This window comes from Methylocapsa sp. D3K7 (genome assembly GCF_029855125.1).
In the GTDB taxonomy this organism is placed as follows: domain Bacteria; phylum Pseudomonadota; class Alphaproteobacteria; order Rhizobiales; family Beijerinckiaceae; genus Methylocapsa.
Window position 1 is genome coordinate 1,299,815 of record NZ_CP123229.1, and the last position, 15,803, is coordinate 1,315,617.

The following is a 15,803-nucleotide window of genomic DNA, read 5'->3' on the forward strand; positions in this document are numbered from 1 at the left end:
AAGCGCTCCCCAATTCAATCCCCCGCCGGAGCTTATCCAGCGAGGGAAAGAGGAGAAGACGCGCTTTTACGTCGAACGAGGCATTCCCGTTCATGCTCCCCGGACATGGTTCCCAAATAAGGGCGCCGGATTAACGGAGCGGATTTCAGTTGGGCTTACTCCAACAGCAAAGTGCCCTTGCAACTTAAAAACGGTTCCAAGGCCTTAAGCATGGGCGGGGCCGGCAGACCCGGTCCCGCGAGCGCTTAGTTTATTCCGCCGGTTCGACACCGAGCAGGTCTTCGTAGCCTTTGCAGAGCTCGCCAACGCGGCCGAGGATCTGCAGGGCAACGCCGAACACCGCAAGCGAGAACCAGCCAAAGAACACAAACATCCAGTGCAGCGGAGCAACAAACAGTTCCTCCATGAACCAGAAGGTGTGGCCCCATTCATTGAGCCCGACGTTCGGGAAGATCATGAACGGGCCGACGAACAGCAGAACGTAAGCAACCGACCAGCCCTTGAGCGCGAAGGTCGGGAGCCGGGTCCGCGCATACATGAAGCCGCCCACGCCGATGACGATATACATCGGATAGCTCATATAGAACTCGATGATATGGCTTGGCGTGAAGTCGGTGTCACGGATGACGGTCATATGCCAGGTGCCGTCCTGCTCGGTGAAGTAGCTGGCGCCCCAGTAAATCGCCACGCCATAGACGAGAATCCAGCACAACAGATTGAAGATACGGCGCATTTCTTCGCGCGGCTGGACACTTGCGATGTCCCTGTCGCGGGTCTTCCACATCCAGCCCACGAGGGCGAGGAAGGAGATCAATTCGACCGGTTCCTCGATGTAGAGGATGGTCATCCAGTAGGTGGTGAACTCGGGCGCGAAAGAATCGAGCCCGGCGTACCAGCCAAAAACCTGCTCATAGATGCGCACGCCCACATAGAAGGTGCAGATCGCGAGCGTGCCGAGAATTACAGGTCTCCCGTCGAGAAGCGGCGCCTCGGCGACGGCCGCAGCCTCGCCGGTCCGCGCAGTTCCAGTTACTAAGCTCATGTCACTAGCCTCTCTCTATCCATAACCGCCCACCGGAGCATGGCAGCTTGGCTCATGCTTTCCCGGTTTGCGGAGGTTCAGTTAGGCTACGCTCGGTGGGAATAGAGGTGAAATCGTTTGTTGTTATCCCTCGTATCCAAAATAGTTATTGTCTCTCCGCCACGATAAACGGTTTCGCTTTTCGAGAGGGAGATTAGCGAAAGTAACCAGCCAAGGAGCGCAAGGACGATGTGGGAGTTCACGGAACTGTGAGTCCGAAGCTACCGTTGCCCCACGAGCGTTGACAGACAAAAGCGTCCGATCGATCAGCGCGAGCGATGCCGCTTGGGCTTTTCGCCGGTCCTTGGACGCTTCACTGCAAGCGCTTAAACTATAAAATACGAGTTCCCGCATGCACCCGCGTGCGTTAATGGAGGAAATGCGACATGGTCAAAGTTGCACTGTTCGTAAGGCTTGAAGCGAAACCCGGAAAGGAAGCCGAAGTCGAAGCTTTTCTCAAGAGCGGTCTCGCCATCGTCGAGGAAGAGCCGGCAACGATCGCATGGTTTGCCATTCGTCTCGGTCCATCGACGTTTGGTATATTTGATGCTTTCCCTGACGAGGCAGGCCGCCAAGCGCATCTTTCCGGGCAAGTCGCCGCGGCGCTGATGGCGAAGGCGCCCGAACTACTGGCGACATCTCCCGTCATCGAAAAAGCCGATGTTCTGGCGAGCAAGCTTCCCCAAAAGGCGCCGGGATTTTTAAGCAAGCTTTTTGGCTAGGATCGCATTCGCATCATCAGTTTCGAGGGGCGCTGAAGGACTCGCTTCATTGCGAGCCCTTCTTTCGCTTACCCGGCCACCTTCGAGAAATCGGCGACGCCATGCATGGCGTTTCGCAATTCGTTCAAGAGCCGTAGGCGATTGAGGCGTAGGCTCGGATCTTCGGCGTTCACGGTAACTTTGTCGAAAAAGAGATCGACCGGGTCTCGCAGCGAGGACAAGGACTCCATTGCGTCCTCGAAAGGTGTTTGTCCCGCGAATTTTGGCCGGCCTATTCGCTCGTTGGCATGGGACAAATGAAGTTGCGTATCGGCACTGAGACTTTGAATTTTCTCCGAAAGGTGCTTTTCTGCCGGGTCTTGAAGCAGCGTTGGATCACTGGCGCCGTCGAAGGCTCCCACCCCGTCTTTTTTCTCCTCGGCGCGCAGAATATTGGTGGCACGGCGATAGCCCGCGAGCAGATTCGCGCCTTCCTCCGAATCAAGAAAGCCCTGAAGCGCCGCGACCCGCGTTACAATCAAAAGGAGATCGTCTTGACCTGGCAAAGCAAACACCGCGTCGATGAGATCGTGCCTTGTGCCACGTTCACGCAAATGGACTTTCAGACGGTCGCTGAAAAAACTCATGAGCTGCCCGAACACATCGTCCTGGCGAAGCGCTCCTTCTTTGCCCGCGAAATCCGCTCGCGCGATTGCTTTCGTGACAAAGATTCGCAGCGGCAGACGCAGTCTATTTTCAAGAATGAGCGCGATGACGCCAAGCGCAGCGCGGCGCAGCGCGTAAGGGTCCTTGCTGCCGGTCGGCTTTTCGCCGATCGCAAAGAAGCCGGTGAGCAGATCGAGCTTGTCGGCCAGCGCGACGCTGACCGCAACCGGCGCGACCGGCACGCGATCGCTTGGGCCCTGCGGCTTGTAATGATCTTCGATCGCCTCCGCGACGCGTTCATCCTCCCCTTGCGCGAGCGCGTAATAGCGGCCCATCACGCCCTGCAGTTCTGGAAATTCGCCGACCATCTCCGAGGTCAGATCGGCCTTCGCAAGCAGCGCCGCCCGCCCGGCAACGCCGGGCTCTGCACCAGCAACGAGCGCCACGTCGCTGGCAAGGTCTTGCAGCCGCTTGGCTCTCTCTCCCTGTGTCCCAAGCTTCTCGTGAAAGATGATTTTGTCGAGCTTGGCCAGCCGGCCTTCCAGTTTGATTTTGAGATCGGTCTCGTAGAAAAACTTGGCGTCGGACAGCCGAGCCTGGACGACGCGTCCGTTGCCGGCGGCAATTGCGGCGCCGCCGTCAGCCGCTTCGATATTCGCCACAAGCAAGAATTTATTGCTGAGCTTGCCGCTCGCCCTCCCGGTGAGCACGAAACATTTCTGATTGGCGCGTATCGTTGTCTGAATGACTTCGCGCGGAATATCGAGAAACGCCGCGTCGAAGTCGCCGGTCAGCACCACCGGCCATTCGACGAGCCCCGCGACCTCCGTCAAGAGCGTTTCATCCTCGACGAGTTCGAGCCCTTGCGCGAGGGCGAGATTGCGCGCGTCGTGCAAGATGATGTCACGGCGTCGTGCGGGATCGAGCACGACTTTGGCTTTTTCCAGCGCCGGTACATAATCGTCGAAGCGGCGCACTTTGATTTTGCCGGGCGCCATAAATCTGTGACCAAAGGTGAACGCACCCGCTTGCATCCCATCGACAGAAAACGGGACCACTTGCGTGTCTTCCGTTTCCGGGCCGAATGTGGCGAGGATCGCATGGAGCGGCCGCACCCAGCGCAACGCCTCGGGCCGCGCCGACGCGGCGCCCCAACGCATGGATTTTGGCCACGGAAAACTTCTGATCACGGCGGGCAAAACCTCGGCCAGCACATCGAGCGTGTCCTTCCCCTTTTGCTCGATGAGGGCGATGTAGAACTCCCCCTTTTTCGGGTCGCGGTGAATTTTGGCCCCGGCGAGCGACGTAAGGCCCGCGCTTTTCAAAAAGCCTTGCACGGCCGCATCGGGCGCGCCAACGCGCGGCCCGCGCTTTTCCTCCACGGTATCCGGCTGCCGTGAGGGAAGACCAGAGATGTGCAGGGCGAGCCGCCGGGGCGTGGCGAAGCTCACGGCACCTTCTTCAAAAAGGCCGCGTTCGCGCAAGGCCTTGCTGACCAGGAGGCGGAGATCTTCGGCCGCCTGCGCTTGCATGCGGGCGGGGATTTCCTCGGAAAAAAGTTCAAGAAGCAGATCAGGCATTGTTTCATTTCGGCCGCCGCCGGAGGCAAGCGGCATAAAGGAGGGAAACGGGTATCTGCCTTCTATAAACGGAGCTTGCCCGGGAAGAAAATGCCGGGTGGCGAAATATCGCCGTTCTATGATTTTCGGCGGCCCGGAACAAAAGGCCCAAGCAGGCGTTTCCGGTGCTCTAGATGGAGGTGTGTCATGGATACGAAACGGATCTCCATGGTCTCCGGCGCCGCGTTACTCGCACTCACTGGGGCCGCATCGGCAGGTCCAATGCCTATAACAAATTCCAAGGATATCACGCCGCCCTTAAAGATCGAGCAGGCCCGTTACTATCGGCACCACTACCGGCACTATGGCTGGCATCGCGGTTGGCACTATGGCTGGTATCGCCACCGGTACCACTACGGCTGGCGCCATCCCAGATATTATTATGGCTGGAACCCAGGCGCTGCCTTTGCTGGCGCCGCCCTTGGTCTGGCCGCATTTCCTTTTGCCGTGGCGGTAGGCGGCTGGCCCTACTATGGGTACCCATATTATGGCTATGGCTATCCATATTATTGGTAGAAGCCAGACAGATCCCGCCTAATCCGGGCGAGATCACATTAGGCTGGATTTGATTTAATCTAACAAGCGAACGCCAACTTCCAGAGACGAAGATAGCCGCGGCGCAACACCGCCTGCGTGCTTTAAATTGATTCGGCATGAATGGAACGACTAAGCCGCGAGGGTGTTCAGCTAAGTTAATTTTTGTTTAAGGGAGCAAGCTTATGGAAACAAAAAAGATTTTCGCCGCTGTGGGTGCCGCTCTGCTCGCGCTGACGGCTACCGCCTCTGCTGGTCCGATGAATATCCCATGCGCAAAGATTGTTGCGCCCTCGCAACCACAAACTGAACCGGTTTATTATCGTTACTATGGCGGATACTACGGCGGCTGGAACCCTGGCCTCGCGGTCGCGGGCACGGCGGCCGGCTTACTCGCCTTGGGCGCTGCCGGCGCGGCGGCGGGCGCTTACAATGGATATTACGGGACGCCTTACTACGGGTATAATACTTATTATGGTGGCGGCCCCTATTACGGCAATTACTATGGCCGCCATTATGGATACTATGGGCATGGCTATCGGCATTATGGTGCTTACCGCGGCGGCATTCACACCGGGCGCAGCGTTGGCCACGGCCATATGACCCACGGTGTTCATCGCCGTTAGGCCTTGCGGCACGTTCTAAGCGGCACCATGCTGCTCTCGGGCCGGATCAGACTCTGATCCGGCTTGAAGAGATTCACCCATCCCCTTCGCCTTTCATCCACGCCGCGCCGCAGGCTTTGGCCAAATCGCGCACTTTTAGAATATAGCCTTGCCGCTCGGTGACCGAGATGACCCCTCGCGCGTCCAGAAGGTTAAAAATATGCGAGGCCTTGATACATTGATCATAGGCAGGCAGCACCATTCCATGACGTCCCCCCTCATCGCCGCACTTTAGCAGGGACCGGCATTCTGCTTCCGCGTCCTTGAAATGCTGGATCAGGACGCCGGCATTGGCGCCTTCAAAATTATAGCGCGAGTATTCTTCCTCCGCCTGTTTAAAAATATCGCCATAGGTGACCTTTTCCGACCCTTGGCGTCCGTTAAAATTCAAGTCAAAGACATTGTCGACGCCTTGCACATACATGGCGAGCCGCTCAAGACCATAGGTCAGCTCCCCTGAGACAGGCGCGCATTCAATTCCCGCGACCTGCTGGAAATAGGTGAATTGAGAAACTTCCATGCCATCGCACCAGCATTCCCAGCCGAGTCCCCACGCGCCGAGCGTCGGGCTTTCCCAATCATCCTCGACAAAGCGAATGTCGTGCAGATGCGGATCAACGCCGATGGCTTCGAGCGATGCCAAATACAGCGCCTGAATATCTTGCGGCGATGGTTTTAGAATAACCTGAAACTGATAAAAATGCTGCAACCGGTTGGGGTTTTCGCCGTATCTCCCATCCTTCGGCCGCCGCGAGGGCTGCACGTAAGCGGCCTTCCAAGGGCGCGGCCCGAGCGCCCGCAAAGCGGTCGCCGGATGGAACGTCCCAGCGCCCATTTCAACATCGTAGGGCTGTAGGATCACGCAGCCGTACCCGGCCCAAAAGCTCTGAAGAGTCAGGATAAGGTCTTGAAAGGAGCGGACCGGGTTGGACGAATTGGCATATTTTGTTTCAACGGCCATGTTCGTCATCCCCCTCGCCCTATCCGTGCCGCGATCGCCGGACGCGAACGAAAGCAAATGAAAAATGCGGATTATTTCTGAATATTCACGCGGACGGGTCTGGGCAATGGCTTGTCCGCGCCTATTTTGTCAAGGCCGTGATCTGCGCCCGGAAGGATACTTCGTCAAAATTTTTTTAACACAAAATTGGAAAACCATGGCGCAATCTACCGCACAAAACGTTGACCCAAAGGAGGGAAAAATGAAGCTTTTTAGAATAATGGCGCTCGCCGTCCTCACCGCTTTTTGCGGTTTGACCGGTGCCGCCACGGCAGCCCCAGCGGCGGGCTTTATGTCCGCGGCACCCGCCGTGCGCACGCTTGCGACACAAGCCCCTGTGGCCTCCGTTGAAAAGGCGTGGTGGTACAGAAGGCACTATTGGCATCGCCATTACTGGCATCGCCATTATTGGCACCGCCGTTATTGGCACCGCCGTTATTGGCATCCGTATTGGCATCGTCGCTATTACTGGCATAGGTATTATTGGTAATATAAAATCATAAACCACAAAAAATCCAAAGCCGGCATGAATTGCCGGCTTTTCTATAAATGACTACAAATGACTTAATATTGATATGAACATGGTGTCCAAGAGCCCTTGATCAAAACGGCAATATCGCAGAAGTTCAGAATGCTGGTTGTGGTAAAGTTCGTAAATAACTGGAAGAAATCATTTTTGATGCGATCCCGTGACGCAGCAACGGCGAAGGCAATTTGTACTTAATACTTTCGTCCAGGAACTGTTTCGCAGGACAAACTCATGCTTAGGGAGAACACTCAGATGCGTCTGCAATTAAAATCTGGATTTGCGATGGCCGCGCTTGTGGCTGCGTCCTTCGCTTTCGCGGGCGTAACCCAAGCGGCGCCCATGGCAGACATGCCTCTTGAAGCGTCTGGTTTGATCCAGAAGGCCCATGATACCGGCCATCCGCATACTCATTGCCATAAGGGCAAATCACACCATCACTATCACCATCATCACGAGCATCACGCGATGTAGGTCACCGGTAATTATTTTAAGTGGGTGTTTGAGCCGCCCAGCCCTTGCTCCCGTCACCAATCAATCAGCAAGGCACCGCGGTGGATAGCCTCGGCGGCGGGGGTGAAGCGGTTCCCGTCGTGAAGAATAAGCGGCGGCGCAAGGGCCAGGGGCGCGCGGCTGGCTTTTTTACCGCGTACAAGAATGCGCCCGGCGCAGGCCTCCCGCCGCGGATAAACCGGCAGAACGGTGATGCCTCCGGCGCGCCCGCCCAAGCTTTCGAGGATCACCGGCAGGGCGTCCGGTCGATGGATCAAGATGATCGTTCCGCCTGGCGCAACCAAGGCCAAAGCCGCCCTGATCCAGGCTATGAGTGCCGACGGCCCCTCGGCGGACATGGCATGGGCGCGGCGCCGCCTCGCATCCGGCGAGAGCCGCGCCCGGCCGGGATCGAGAAAGGGGGGATTGCTGATCACGAGATCCGCGCTTTCATCGATCAGCCCGGCGGCGCGCCTGCTCGTGGCCGACAACAGATCCGCTTCGGCGACAGAGACGCGATCCTGCAGGCCATTATGAAGAAGATTCTCACGTGCCAAACCGGCGAGCAAAGGGTCATTATCGAGAAGTTGCGCCCGCATGCGGGGCCGTGCGATGACCATTGCCAAACCGGCGGCGCCCACCCCAGCGCCCACATCGATGGCGAGGCCGGAAAAATCGGCCGGCGCGGATGCTGCGAGGAGCACGGCATCGGTGCCGCTGCGGTGACCCTGCGATGGCTGGCGAAGCTGCAGCCGGCCGCCGAGAAACGCGTCCACGCCCAGCTGGGTCGGGTTTTCATCCGGTGCCTCAGCCATCCCGCAATTCGGGACCAAGACCCGCGTCCTGCAAGATCGTCCGCGCCAGCACTGCTTCATCCTCGTCGACAAGGATCCGGCGCGGCAAAAAAGACAATGATCCTTCAAGCGCGCTCATATGCCGGTCGGCAAGAAAAACGGCGATCCCGGAATCCGCAAGAATGGTTTCGACCCTTGAAATCAGCACGAGGTCATTCGTGCGAAGAAGTTCGATCAATTTCAAAGCCTCCAATTCTCGAAGCTTACCGTGAATACAAGTACCAACAGATTGCGAATCATTTTCGCGGCTCCTGCTGCCTTGTTGATATTATACGCATAGGAGGCATGACGATTCCTATCTTTTATCAAGGGGAAGATGATCGCTGGGACACAAATTATCCGGACGTCCCTCGGCGAGAATGCACTTGGAGCTTGATTTGCCGGTTGTTCCATGCTGGGCATTAAAGCGCGCTCAGCCTCGATCGGGTGGGAGCCTGGGCTTGGTTGCGAAGCGCAGAACGACGTCCTAAGACAAGCAGCGCCCTGAGACGTGCCGCCGGCATGAGAGGCGCCGCCGGCATCCGGAGAATTCAATCGTGGGCGTTGTCATCCCCCTCGAAGAAAAAATGCACGAGCCCGGCATCGACCGGCTTCTCGATCTGGTGACGGCCGATATGGAGCGGGTCAATCAAACGATCCTCTCACGCGCGGCCTCCGATGTTTCGATGATTCCCGAAGTCGCCAATCATTTGATTTCCTCTGGCGGCAAACGTTTGCGCCCCATGCTCACCTTGGCGGCTGCTGGACTTTGCGGCTATGCCGGCAATGGTCATATCAAGCTCGCCGCCTCGGTGGAATTCATGCACACGGCGACTCTCCTCCATGATGATGTCGTGGACGAAAGCGACATGCGCCGGGGCAAGCTCGCGGCGCGCATGCTCTGGGGCAATGAGGCGAGCGTCCTTGTTGGCGACTACCTGCTTGGCCAGGCCTTCAAGATGATGGTTGAAGTCGGCTCACTGCCCTGCCTCGACGTTCTCTCAACCGCCGCCGCGGTGATTGCCGAAGGCGAGGTCATGCAACTTTCGGCGGCCAAGGACACCGAGACGAGCGAGGACGATTACCTGGCGGTGATCCGCGCCAAGACCGCCGCCCTGTTCGGCGCGGCTTCGGAAGTCGGCGCCCTCCTCGGACAGCGGCCCAAGCCTGAGATCGCGGCCTGCCGGGGCTATGGCCTGAACCTCGGCATCGCGTTCCAGCTCATCGACGATGCGCTCGACTATGGCGGAACCTCGGTCAAGCTCGGCAAGAATGTCGGTGATGATTTCCGGGAGGGGAAAATCACCCTGCCGATCGTTCTGTCGTTTCGGCGCGGCTCTCCAAAAGAGCGGGAGTTCTGGCGCCGCACTCTGGAACAGGGCCAAATCTCGGAAGGCGACCTCGAAACGGCGATCGCCACCATGCATCGGCATCGCGCGCTCGAGGATACGATCGAGCGCGCCCGCCATTACGGAGCGATGGCGCGCGATGCCTTAGAACTGTTCCCTCCCTCGCCGTGGAAATTCGCCCTGAGCGATGTGGTCGATTTCTGCGTCAACCGCGTCTACTGACCCAGGCCCTCTTTGGCCGGGACAGCGTCTCCCCTTGATCCGCCCCATTCTGGCACGGTTTTAACCCGCCTCCCGTAACCGGATATCAAGCTTACGCGGCAATAATTCTTGTTTGCGGGCGGCTTGTTGCGCCAAAGCCCGCCGGTGAGCATGAGTCGCATGGGCTGTTCGCGGATCGGTTGGGCGGGAGGCATGATCGCGCCTTGGTGGCTTGGACTGGCCCTTGCCGTCTCGATCAGCGCCGACGCCGGCCAGGAAGCCTCGTCCGGCGCTTCTTTGGCACCCTTGCCTTTGCGCGCGGCACTTCCGCCGGCCGAGTTGATCCCGGCGGGACAATCGGCGCAATCCTCTGGCTTCGCCAGCGATTTCGGCGGCCTCTCCGGGGAGGTGGGAAAGCTCCTGCGCCAGGCGAGCCTCTCAATCGGCGACGGCGAGGAGTTCCGCCGCCTGCCCGACGAAATCGAACCCCGCGCCGTGTTGAAACGCAATGCGCGGCTGTTTCCATCGATCGACCGGTCCCATAAGGGAGACCCATTGGCCGGGTTGCGGCCGGGATTCGATTCGCGTCTGCGGGCGCCGCACGGTCTAGCGAGGCTTCGTGCCGGTGAGATGCTGTTCCACCACGATGAGAACCTCCCGGCGGCGGGCTTCACCGTCGCAGAGGACGAAGCCGGTGTTTCCATGGGTTTTGACTCGTTTGAGCCCTGGCTCAATAGCGAAAGTCCGGCCACGGCCCATTCCATCGCCGGAGCATCGCCGGGCCAGACAGGTTCCCCGGTGACTCTACGTCCGGCGGCGAATGAACGGCTGTTGCAAGGGGCAACGCCAACGGTCAGCCGGGCGTTGGCGCTTGGATCGACGACTCCAGCACCCTCCGATTCGACCCCCATCGAAGCCGTCGCGCTTCCGGGCGATCCCTGGCGGGGAGCCCCAGCGATGGGCGAGGCGGCCCCCGCCGGGGGCCGGGTGAATTATGCAGCACTGCTCGACGGCGGCGAATCGGCACAGGAAAACAATTGCCTAGCGGAAGCCATTTATTTTGAAGCCCGCGGCGAATCCGATGAGGGCCAAGCGGCGGTTGCGCAAGTCGTATTGAACCGCGCTGCAAGTGGCCTTTATCCGTCGACCGTCTGTGGTGTCGTGTATCAGAACCGGCATCGCTGGCATGGATGCCAATTTTCATTTGCATGCGAGGGCAGATCGCTGCGCGTGACTGAACCCGAGGCCTGGCGGAATGCGCTCCGGATCGCCGCCGAGGTCAGGAACGGCAAGACGTATCTCTCTGATATCGCGGGCTCGACCCATTATCATGCCAATTATGTTCGCCCGCGCTGGGCACGAAGACTTGAAAAGATGGACGTGATTGGGCATCATGTATTCTATAAGTTACGGCCTGGGCAGAGCTGATCATCGCGATTTCGCGCTCATCCTCGCATTGCCGCTCATGCATGATCCCAAAAAGTCATTGGCTTTTTTGAGAAGATCATGCCCGAAAACCAATGGTTTGACTTGCGGCAGGCATCGCTCGCGCGCCTGTCCGGAAGCGCGGCGAAAGAAAGTCGCTGGAGAATCGTAAAACGGCCATGTTCGTCGCGAGGAATCGCAGAAACCGAACCCCGGCGTCCGAGAAATGCCTCTTGAACGGAAAGACGTTCCGCATGCCGATTAAGTTTAAGCCTGCCCGGATTGATAGTGACCGGTCTTGCACCCGCCGCGTCCGGCTCAGAATTGCAGCGGTCTCGCTCGCCGCGCTGGTTTTTCCCGCGGCCCTGGCAAGCGCGGAAGCCCGGTCCCGCGACAATTTGGCGATCGCAACCCCTTTTGAGGTTGGCGAAAGCCCCTCCGGCAATTATCTCGCGGCGCTTATCGCCGGTTCCGAGCACGACACGGTGGCTGCGGCGACGTTTTTCCGCGAAGCTTTGCGATTTGATCCGCACAATTCCAATTTGATCGAGCGGGCCTTCGTCGCGGCGGTTTCCAACGGCAATATGCAAGATGCTTTCAGCCTCGCTGACCGCCTGCTCGCCCACGATCCCAACAACAGCCTCGCCCGTCTCGCGCTTGGCGTGAAAGCCATCAAGGCGAAGCATTTCGCCGCTGCCCGGGCCTATTTCACCAAAGGAGGCGCCGGCCAGCAGCGCGATATTACCGCTACGCTCTTGACGGCTTGGACCTATGCGGGTGCCGGGGATACGCGCCAGGCGCTCGCCATTGTCGACAAGCTTCACGGCGAAAATTTCGGGGTTTTCCGGGATTATCATGCCGCCCTCATTGCCGATGCGGCAAGCAATCCCCAGGAAGCCTTGAAGCGCATGAAACTGGCGTATGCCGCCGACAAGAACACGCTCAGGCTTGTCGATGCCTATGCCCGGTTCATGTTTCGCCGCGGCGACCGCGAGGAAGCCGTGCGCGCCTATGAGGCTTTTGATCAGATTCTCCCCAACCATCCCATTGTCGGGGCGGCGCTCGCCAATCTCAAGGCGGGCAAGCCTGTCAGTCCCCTCGTCAAGGATGCCCAGGAGGGTGCAGCGGAAGTCCTTTATGGTCTCGGCGCCGCTGGCGGCCAGCAAGGCGATGAACTCGCCGCCATGATCTATCTCCGGCTCGCCCTCTATCTGACGCCGCAAAACAGTCTCGCCATCATCACTCTTGGTGATCTCTGCGAGCGCATCAAGCAGAACGAACAAGCCATCGATGTTTATGGAATGGTGCGCGAAGACGATCCGTTACGCGCCACCGCCGATATCCAAACCGGCCAGATCCTCGAAACCCTGGGCCGCCCCGACGAGGCCGCCAAATATCTCAAACGGATCGTTGACGAAAACCCAAAAAATCAGGACGCATTGTCGGCGCTCGGCAATCTGCAGCGCGCGCATAAGCATTACGCCGAAGCCATCGATACCTATACGCTGGCTTTGGCTGGGAAGGGCAAGCCGGAGAAAACCGATTGGCCCATTTATTACTTCCGGGGCATTTCCTATGAGCGCGAGAAGCGCTGGCCGGAAGCGGAGGCCGATCTCGTCCAGGCCCTCGCCCTTTATCCCGATCAGCCGCTGGTCCTGAATTATCTCGGCTACAGCTGGGTAGATCAGAATATGAATCTCGACGAAGCCTTCAACATGCTGCGCCGCGCCGTCGAACTGCGGCCGACCGATGGCTATATCGTCGATAGCCTCGGCTGGGCCAACTACAAGCTCGGCCACAACGATGAAGCGGTCAAGCAACTCGAACGGGCGATCGACCTCAAGGCCTCGGACCCTGTCATCAATGACCATCTCGGGGACGCCTATTGGCGGGCTGGCCGCAAACTCGAAGCGCATTTCCAATGGAACCACGCGCGCGACCTCGATCCCGAGCCGGAGGATAAAGTCAAGATCCTGCAGAAGATCGAGCATGGTCTCGACGATGTTCCAAATCCCGCCGCGGCGGAAGCCGAGCCGAAAAAGAATGGAGGCTGACCGCGCCCCTTGCGGTCACCTCTCACGCGCCCCGAATATTGCGCGGGTTTTTTGCCCTCCAATTCCCTTGATCTCGAAGACGCGCTATTGGACTTCGCTCCAGGTTCCCTTTGCCACATATCCTCACCGAACGCGCGCCTGCGAAAATCAATCTGACCCTTCATATCGTCGGCCGCCGCGCCGACGGCTACCACAATCTCGAAAGCCTGGTCGCGTTTTCGCGTGGCGGCGACACGCTGAGTCTTACTCCCGGCAACCCGCTTTCCCTCTCGATCGAGGGGCCGGCGGCCGAGGCCTCGGGACGCGTTGAAGATAATCTCGTGTTGCGCGCGGCAGCTCATTTTGTGAAGCGGTTTCCCGGCGCAAAGCTCGGCGCCTTTCATCTTGTCAAACGTCTGCCCGTCGCGGCGGGCCTTGGCGGCGGTTCGTCTGACGCGGCGGCGGCGCTGCGTCTGCTTGCGCGCGCCAACGCGCTCTCCCTCGAAGATCCGCTTCTCTTCGAGCTCGCCAAAGCAACCGGGGCCGATGTTCCGGTCTGTCTCCTGCGCCGCGCTCGAATAATGCGGGGCGTCGGTGATGAGCTTGGGCCGCTCCTCGCGCTGCCGCCACTCATGGGCCTGCTCGTCAATCCGGGCCACCCGGTTGAGACGAAAGCCGTCTTCGCCCGCATGAAGATCGCGCCGGGTGTACCAACCGGTTTCGGCGGCCATCCCGAGCTTGTCCCTGATATGTCTGCCAGCACATTGCTCGCTGCCCTCCACAAAGGCCGCAACGACATGGAGGCGGCGGCCTGTCTGCTGGCTCCCATCATCAGCGATGTGCTGTCGGTGCTTTCTGCGGCGCCTGGCTGCCGCCTTTCCCGTATGTCGGGCTCCGGCGCGACCTGCTTTGCGCTCTTCAAGGATTGCCGCTCCGCCGCGCGCGCCAAGAAAGCCATACTCCAAGCGCATCCGCATTGGTGGGCGAAAGTCTCGGTTCTGGGTTGAGGTGAGCCGGAGGCGCCCTACTTCAGAAGCGGTAAAGACGGAAGACAGCGAGAGCGGAGCACAAGCGATGCGGCAGATCTGGATCACGAAATTTGGCCCGCCCGAGGTTCTCGCCGTCAAGCAAGCGCCCGATCCCGAACCGAAGCCCGGCGAGGTGCGTATTCGCGTGGAAGCGAGCGGTGTCAATTTCGCGGACATCGTCGGCCGCGTCGGCCTTTATCCCGACCTGCCGCCCATTCCGGTCGTTCCCGGCTATGAGGTCAGCGGTCACATCGACGCGATAGGCGCGGATGTCGATACGAGCTGGATCGGCCGCGATGTCCTGGCGACGACCCGCTTCGGTGGTTATGCGGATGTGATCTGTCTCCCACTGCAACAAATCTTTGCCCGCCCGCCTGGCATGTCCGCGTTGGAAGCCGCGGCACTTCCGGTCAATTATTTCACGGCCTGGCAGCTTGTCGTCGTGATGGGCGGATTGAAGCCGGGCGAGACGGTTCTCGTGCATTCGGCGGGCGGCGGCGTCGGCATTGCCGCTACGCAAATCGCAAAGCACATTGGCGCCACCGTCATCGGCACCGCATCGGCCTCCAAACATGCTGAACTGCGGGCTCTCGGCGTCGATCATTTGATCGATTACCGCACCGAGGATTTCGAGGTGCGGGCGCGCCAAATCACCCAGGGCCGCGGTGTCGAACTCATCCTCGATGCCATCGGCGGCGACTCGCTCAAAAAGGGATACCGCCTGCTCGCGCCGACTGGACGGCTCGGCATGTTCGGCATTTCCTCGGCGGTGACGCAGAAGCAACGCCGCCTGATAGATATGCTTGCAATGCTTGCCAACACGCCTTGGTTTCAGTTCAACCCAATGTCGCTGATCAACGCCAACAAGGGCGTGTTCGGCGTCAATGTGGGCCATCTTTGGGGCGAGACGGACCGCCTTCGCAGCTGGGGCGAGCAACTTCTCGATCTATGGACGCAAGGCGTCATCAAGCCAAAAATTGCGCAAAGTTTTAAATTTGATGACGCAGCCGCAGCCCATCACTTCATCCAAGACCGCAAAAACATCGGCAAGGTTCTTCTCGTGCCCTAGGCAGTCAGGGATTGATGCCTATGGCTTGTGATCCTCATGCCATTTCCGGACGGCAGCTAGCGCATTCTCGATGTGCTTCTCGGCGCTGGAATCCGAGTAGGCGTAAAGAATCTTTCCATCCGGCGAAATCACATAGGAAATGCGGTGGGCAAAAAGCGCGCCGGCAACCGGAAGGGTGAAGGCGGCGTCATAAGCCTTGATGACCGAAAAACTGGGGTCCGCCCCCACCGGGAATTTGTCGCGGCATTCCTTCGTTGAAAAGTCGCGTTGCACCGCGATCTTGTCGCCCGAGAGACCTATGACGCTCGCGCCGGCCGCCGCAAAATTCTCGATGTTGTCGGCAAATTCATGTGCCTCGAGCGTGCAGACGCTCGTGAAGGATTTGGGATAGAAGTAGAGAACCACTGGTCCTTTTTTCAAAGCTTCGGCGAGGGAGAATTTGAACTCCTTGCCGCCCAGCGCCGCATCCACGGTGAAGTCCGGCGCGGCATCGCCCGGCTTCAACGCCGCCCAGGCGGGGGTTCCGGAGAGGCCAAGACAAATTGAGAGGACCAGACAAACACAGAAGAATAGAGCCGACG

General features: G+C 59.1%; 16 protein-coding genes. 10 read left to right on the top strand and 6 right to left on the bottom strand.

The genetic code is table 11. The features are described from left to right. Positions 1 to 250: 250 nt before the first annotated feature. A complete protein-coding gene (gene amoC, locus QEV83_RS05850) occupies positions 251 to 1,042 on the bottom strand; it encodes a bacterial ammonia monooxygenase, subunit AmoC (RefSeq protein ID WP_280130291.1) in 792 nt (263 codons plus the stop codon). 425 nt (positions 1,043 to 1,467) lie between these two features. Between amoC and QEV83_RS05855 the strand changes: the two genes are divergently transcribed. Continuing rightward, complete coding sequence (locus QEV83_RS05855; RefSeq protein ID WP_280130292.1) at positions 1,468 to 1,803, top strand: antibiotic biosynthesis monooxygenase; 336 nt, start codon at positions 1,468 to 1,470, stop codon at positions 1,801 to 1,803. Between the two features lie 68 nt (positions 1,804 to 1,871). Here the strand turns inward: QEV83_RS05855 and glyS are convergent, their stop codons facing one another. Continuing rightward, entirely contained in the window at positions 1,872 to 4,028 is a 2,157-nt protein-coding gene (glyS, locus tag QEV83_RS05860; RefSeq protein ID WP_280130293.1) for a glycine--tRNA ligase subunit beta, read from the bottom strand. Positions 4,029 to 4,214: 186 nt separating this feature from the next. On the opposite strand from glyS, the gene QEV83_RS05865 reads away from it, so the two are divergent. Further along, a complete protein-coding gene (locus QEV83_RS05865; RefSeq protein ID WP_280130294.1) occupies positions 4,215 to 4,583 on the top strand; it encodes a hypothetical protein in 369 nt (122 codons plus the stop codon). A 203-nt stretch (positions 4,584 to 4,786) separates the two neighbouring features. Further along, positions 4,787 to 5,227, top strand: a complete 441-nt coding sequence (locus tag QEV83_RS05870) for a hypothetical protein (protein WP_280130295.1) — start codon at positions 4,787 to 4,789, stop codon at positions 5,225 to 5,227. Between the two features lie 73 nt (positions 5,228 to 5,300). Here the strand turns inward: QEV83_RS05870 and QEV83_RS05875 are convergent, their stop codons facing one another. Continuing rightward, complete coding sequence (locus QEV83_RS05875; protein WP_280130296.1) at positions 5,301 to 6,227, bottom strand: glycine--tRNA ligase subunit alpha; 927 nt, start codon at positions 6,225 to 6,227, stop codon at positions 5,301 to 5,303. A 241-nt stretch (positions 6,228 to 6,468) separates the two neighbouring features. Between QEV83_RS05875 and QEV83_RS05880 the strand changes: the two genes are divergently transcribed. Further along, positions 6,469 to 6,756 (top strand): hypothetical protein, encoded by a 288-nt coding sequence (locus QEV83_RS05880; protein ID WP_280130297.1) that lies wholly within the window; start codon positions 6,469 to 6,471, stop codon positions 6,754 to 6,756. 291 nt (positions 6,757 to 7,047) lie between these two features. Then, positions 7,048 to 7,266: a hypothetical protein gene (locus tag QEV83_RS05885; protein WP_280130298.1), complete on the top strand. Its 219-nt coding sequence runs from the start codon at positions 7,048 to 7,050 to the stop codon at positions 7,264 to 7,266. Between the two features lie 53 nt (positions 7,267 to 7,319). Here the strand turns inward: QEV83_RS05885 and QEV83_RS05890 are convergent, their stop codons facing one another. Both QEV83_RS05890 and QEV83_RS05895 read right to left on the bottom strand, forming a co-directional pair. Next, positions 7,320 to 8,099: a methyltransferase gene (locus tag QEV83_RS05890; RefSeq protein WP_280130299.1), complete on the bottom strand. Its 780-nt coding sequence runs from the start codon at positions 8,097 to 8,099 to the stop codon at positions 7,320 to 7,322. Beyond that, the gene (locus QEV83_RS05895; protein ID WP_280130300.1) at positions 8,092 to 8,316 is read right to left on the bottom strand and encodes a DUF2007 domain-containing protein; all 225 of its coding nucleotides are present in this window, start codon (positions 8,314 to 8,316) and stop codon (positions 8,092 to 8,094) included. Before QEV83_RS05895 ends, QEV83_RS05890 begins: the two co-directional genes overlap by 8 nt. A 358-nt stretch (positions 8,317 to 8,674) precedes the next feature. Here QEV83_RS05895 and QEV83_RS05900 point away from each other — a divergent pair, with 358 nt between their 5' ends. The 5 genes from QEV83_RS05900 to QEV83_RS05920 all read left to right on the top strand — a co-directional run bounded on the left by QEV83_RS05900 (position 8,675) and on the right by QEV83_RS05920 (position 15,222). Further along, the gene (locus QEV83_RS05900; RefSeq protein ID WP_280130301.1) at positions 8,675 to 9,688 is read left to right on the top strand and encodes a polyprenyl synthetase family protein; all 1,014 of its coding nucleotides are present in this window, start codon (positions 8,675 to 8,677) and stop codon (positions 9,686 to 9,688) included. Positions 9,689 to 9,880: 192 nt separating this feature from the next. Next, positions 9,881 to 11,095, top strand: a complete 1,215-nt coding sequence (locus QEV83_RS05905) for a cell wall hydrolase (RefSeq protein ID WP_280130302.1) — start codon at positions 9,881 to 9,883, stop codon at positions 11,093 to 11,095. 251 nt (positions 11,096 to 11,346) lie between these two features. Next, positions 11,347 to 13,146, top strand: coding sequence for a tetratricopeptide repeat protein (locus QEV83_RS05910; protein WP_280130303.1), 1,800 nt, complete (start codon positions 11,347 to 11,349; stop codon positions 13,144 to 13,146). Between the two features lie 119 nt (positions 13,147 to 13,265). After that, a complete protein-coding gene (locus tag QEV83_RS05915) occupies positions 13,266 to 14,132 on the top strand; it encodes a 4-(cytidine 5'-diphospho)-2-C-methyl-D-erythritol kinase (protein WP_280130978.1) in 867 nt (288 codons plus the stop codon). Positions 14,133 to 14,199: 67 nt separating this feature from the next. Beyond that, positions 14,200 to 15,222 (top strand): medium chain dehydrogenase/reductase family protein, encoded by a 1,023-nt coding sequence (locus tag QEV83_RS05920; RefSeq protein ID WP_280130304.1) that lies wholly within the window; start codon positions 14,200 to 14,202, stop codon positions 15,220 to 15,222. An 18-nt stretch (positions 15,223 to 15,240) separates the two neighbouring features. On the opposite strand, the gene QEV83_RS05925 is transcribed toward QEV83_RS05920, so the two are convergent. Beyond that, positions 15,241 to 15,777 carry a peroxiredoxin gene (locus QEV83_RS05925; RefSeq protein WP_280130979.1) on the bottom strand — a complete coding sequence of 179 codons (537 nt, stop codon included), beginning with the start codon at positions 15,775 to 15,777 and terminating at the stop codon, positions 15,241 to 15,243. Positions 15,778 to 15,803: the final 26 nt, after the last annotated feature.

Bases quoted from the DNA above. Each gene is read 5' to 3' on its own strand.
- amoC (WP_280130291.1), bottom strand. From the start codon at position 1,042: ATGAGCTTAGTAACTGGAACTGCGCGGACCGGCGAGGCTGCGGCCGTC.
- QEV83_RS05855 (WP_280130292.1), top strand. From the start codon at position 1,468: ATGGTCAAAGTTGCACTGTTCGTAAGGCTTGAAGCGAAACCCGGAAAG.
- glyS (WP_280130293.1), bottom strand. From the start codon at position 4,028: ATGCCTGATCTGCTTCTTGAACTTTTTTCCGAGGAAATCCCCGCCCGC.
- QEV83_RS05865 (WP_280130294.1), top strand. From the start codon at position 4,215: ATGGATACGAAACGGATCTCCATGGTCTCCGGCGCCGCGTTACTCGCA.
- QEV83_RS05870 (WP_280130295.1), top strand. From the start codon at position 4,787: ATGGAAACAAAAAAGATTTTCGCCGCTGTGGGTGCCGCTCTGCTCGCG.
- QEV83_RS05875 (WP_280130296.1), bottom strand. From the start codon at position 6,227: ATGGCCGTTGAAACAAAATATGCCAATTCGTCCAACCCGGTCCGCTCC.
- QEV83_RS05880 (WP_280130297.1), top strand. From the start codon at position 6,469: ATGAAGCTTTTTAGAATAATGGCGCTCGCCGTCCTCACCGCTTTTTGC.
- QEV83_RS05885 (WP_280130298.1), top strand. From the start codon at position 7,048: ATGCGTCTGCAATTAAAATCTGGATTTGCGATGGCCGCGCTTGTGGCT.
- QEV83_RS05890 (WP_280130299.1), bottom strand. From the start codon at position 8,099: ATGGCTGAGGCACCGGATGAAAACCCGACCCAGCTGGGCGTGGACGCG.
- QEV83_RS05905 (WP_280130302.1), top strand. From the start codon at position 9,881: ATGATCGCGCCTTGGTGGCTTGGACTGGCCCTTGCCGTCTCGATCAGC.
- QEV83_RS05910 (WP_280130303.1), top strand. From the start codon at position 11,347: ATGCCGATTAAGTTTAAGCCTGCCCGGATTGATAGTGACCGGTCTTGC.
- QEV83_RS05920 (WP_280130304.1), top strand. From the start codon at position 14,200: ATGCGGCAGATCTGGATCACGAAATTTGGCCCGCCCGAGGTTCTCGCC.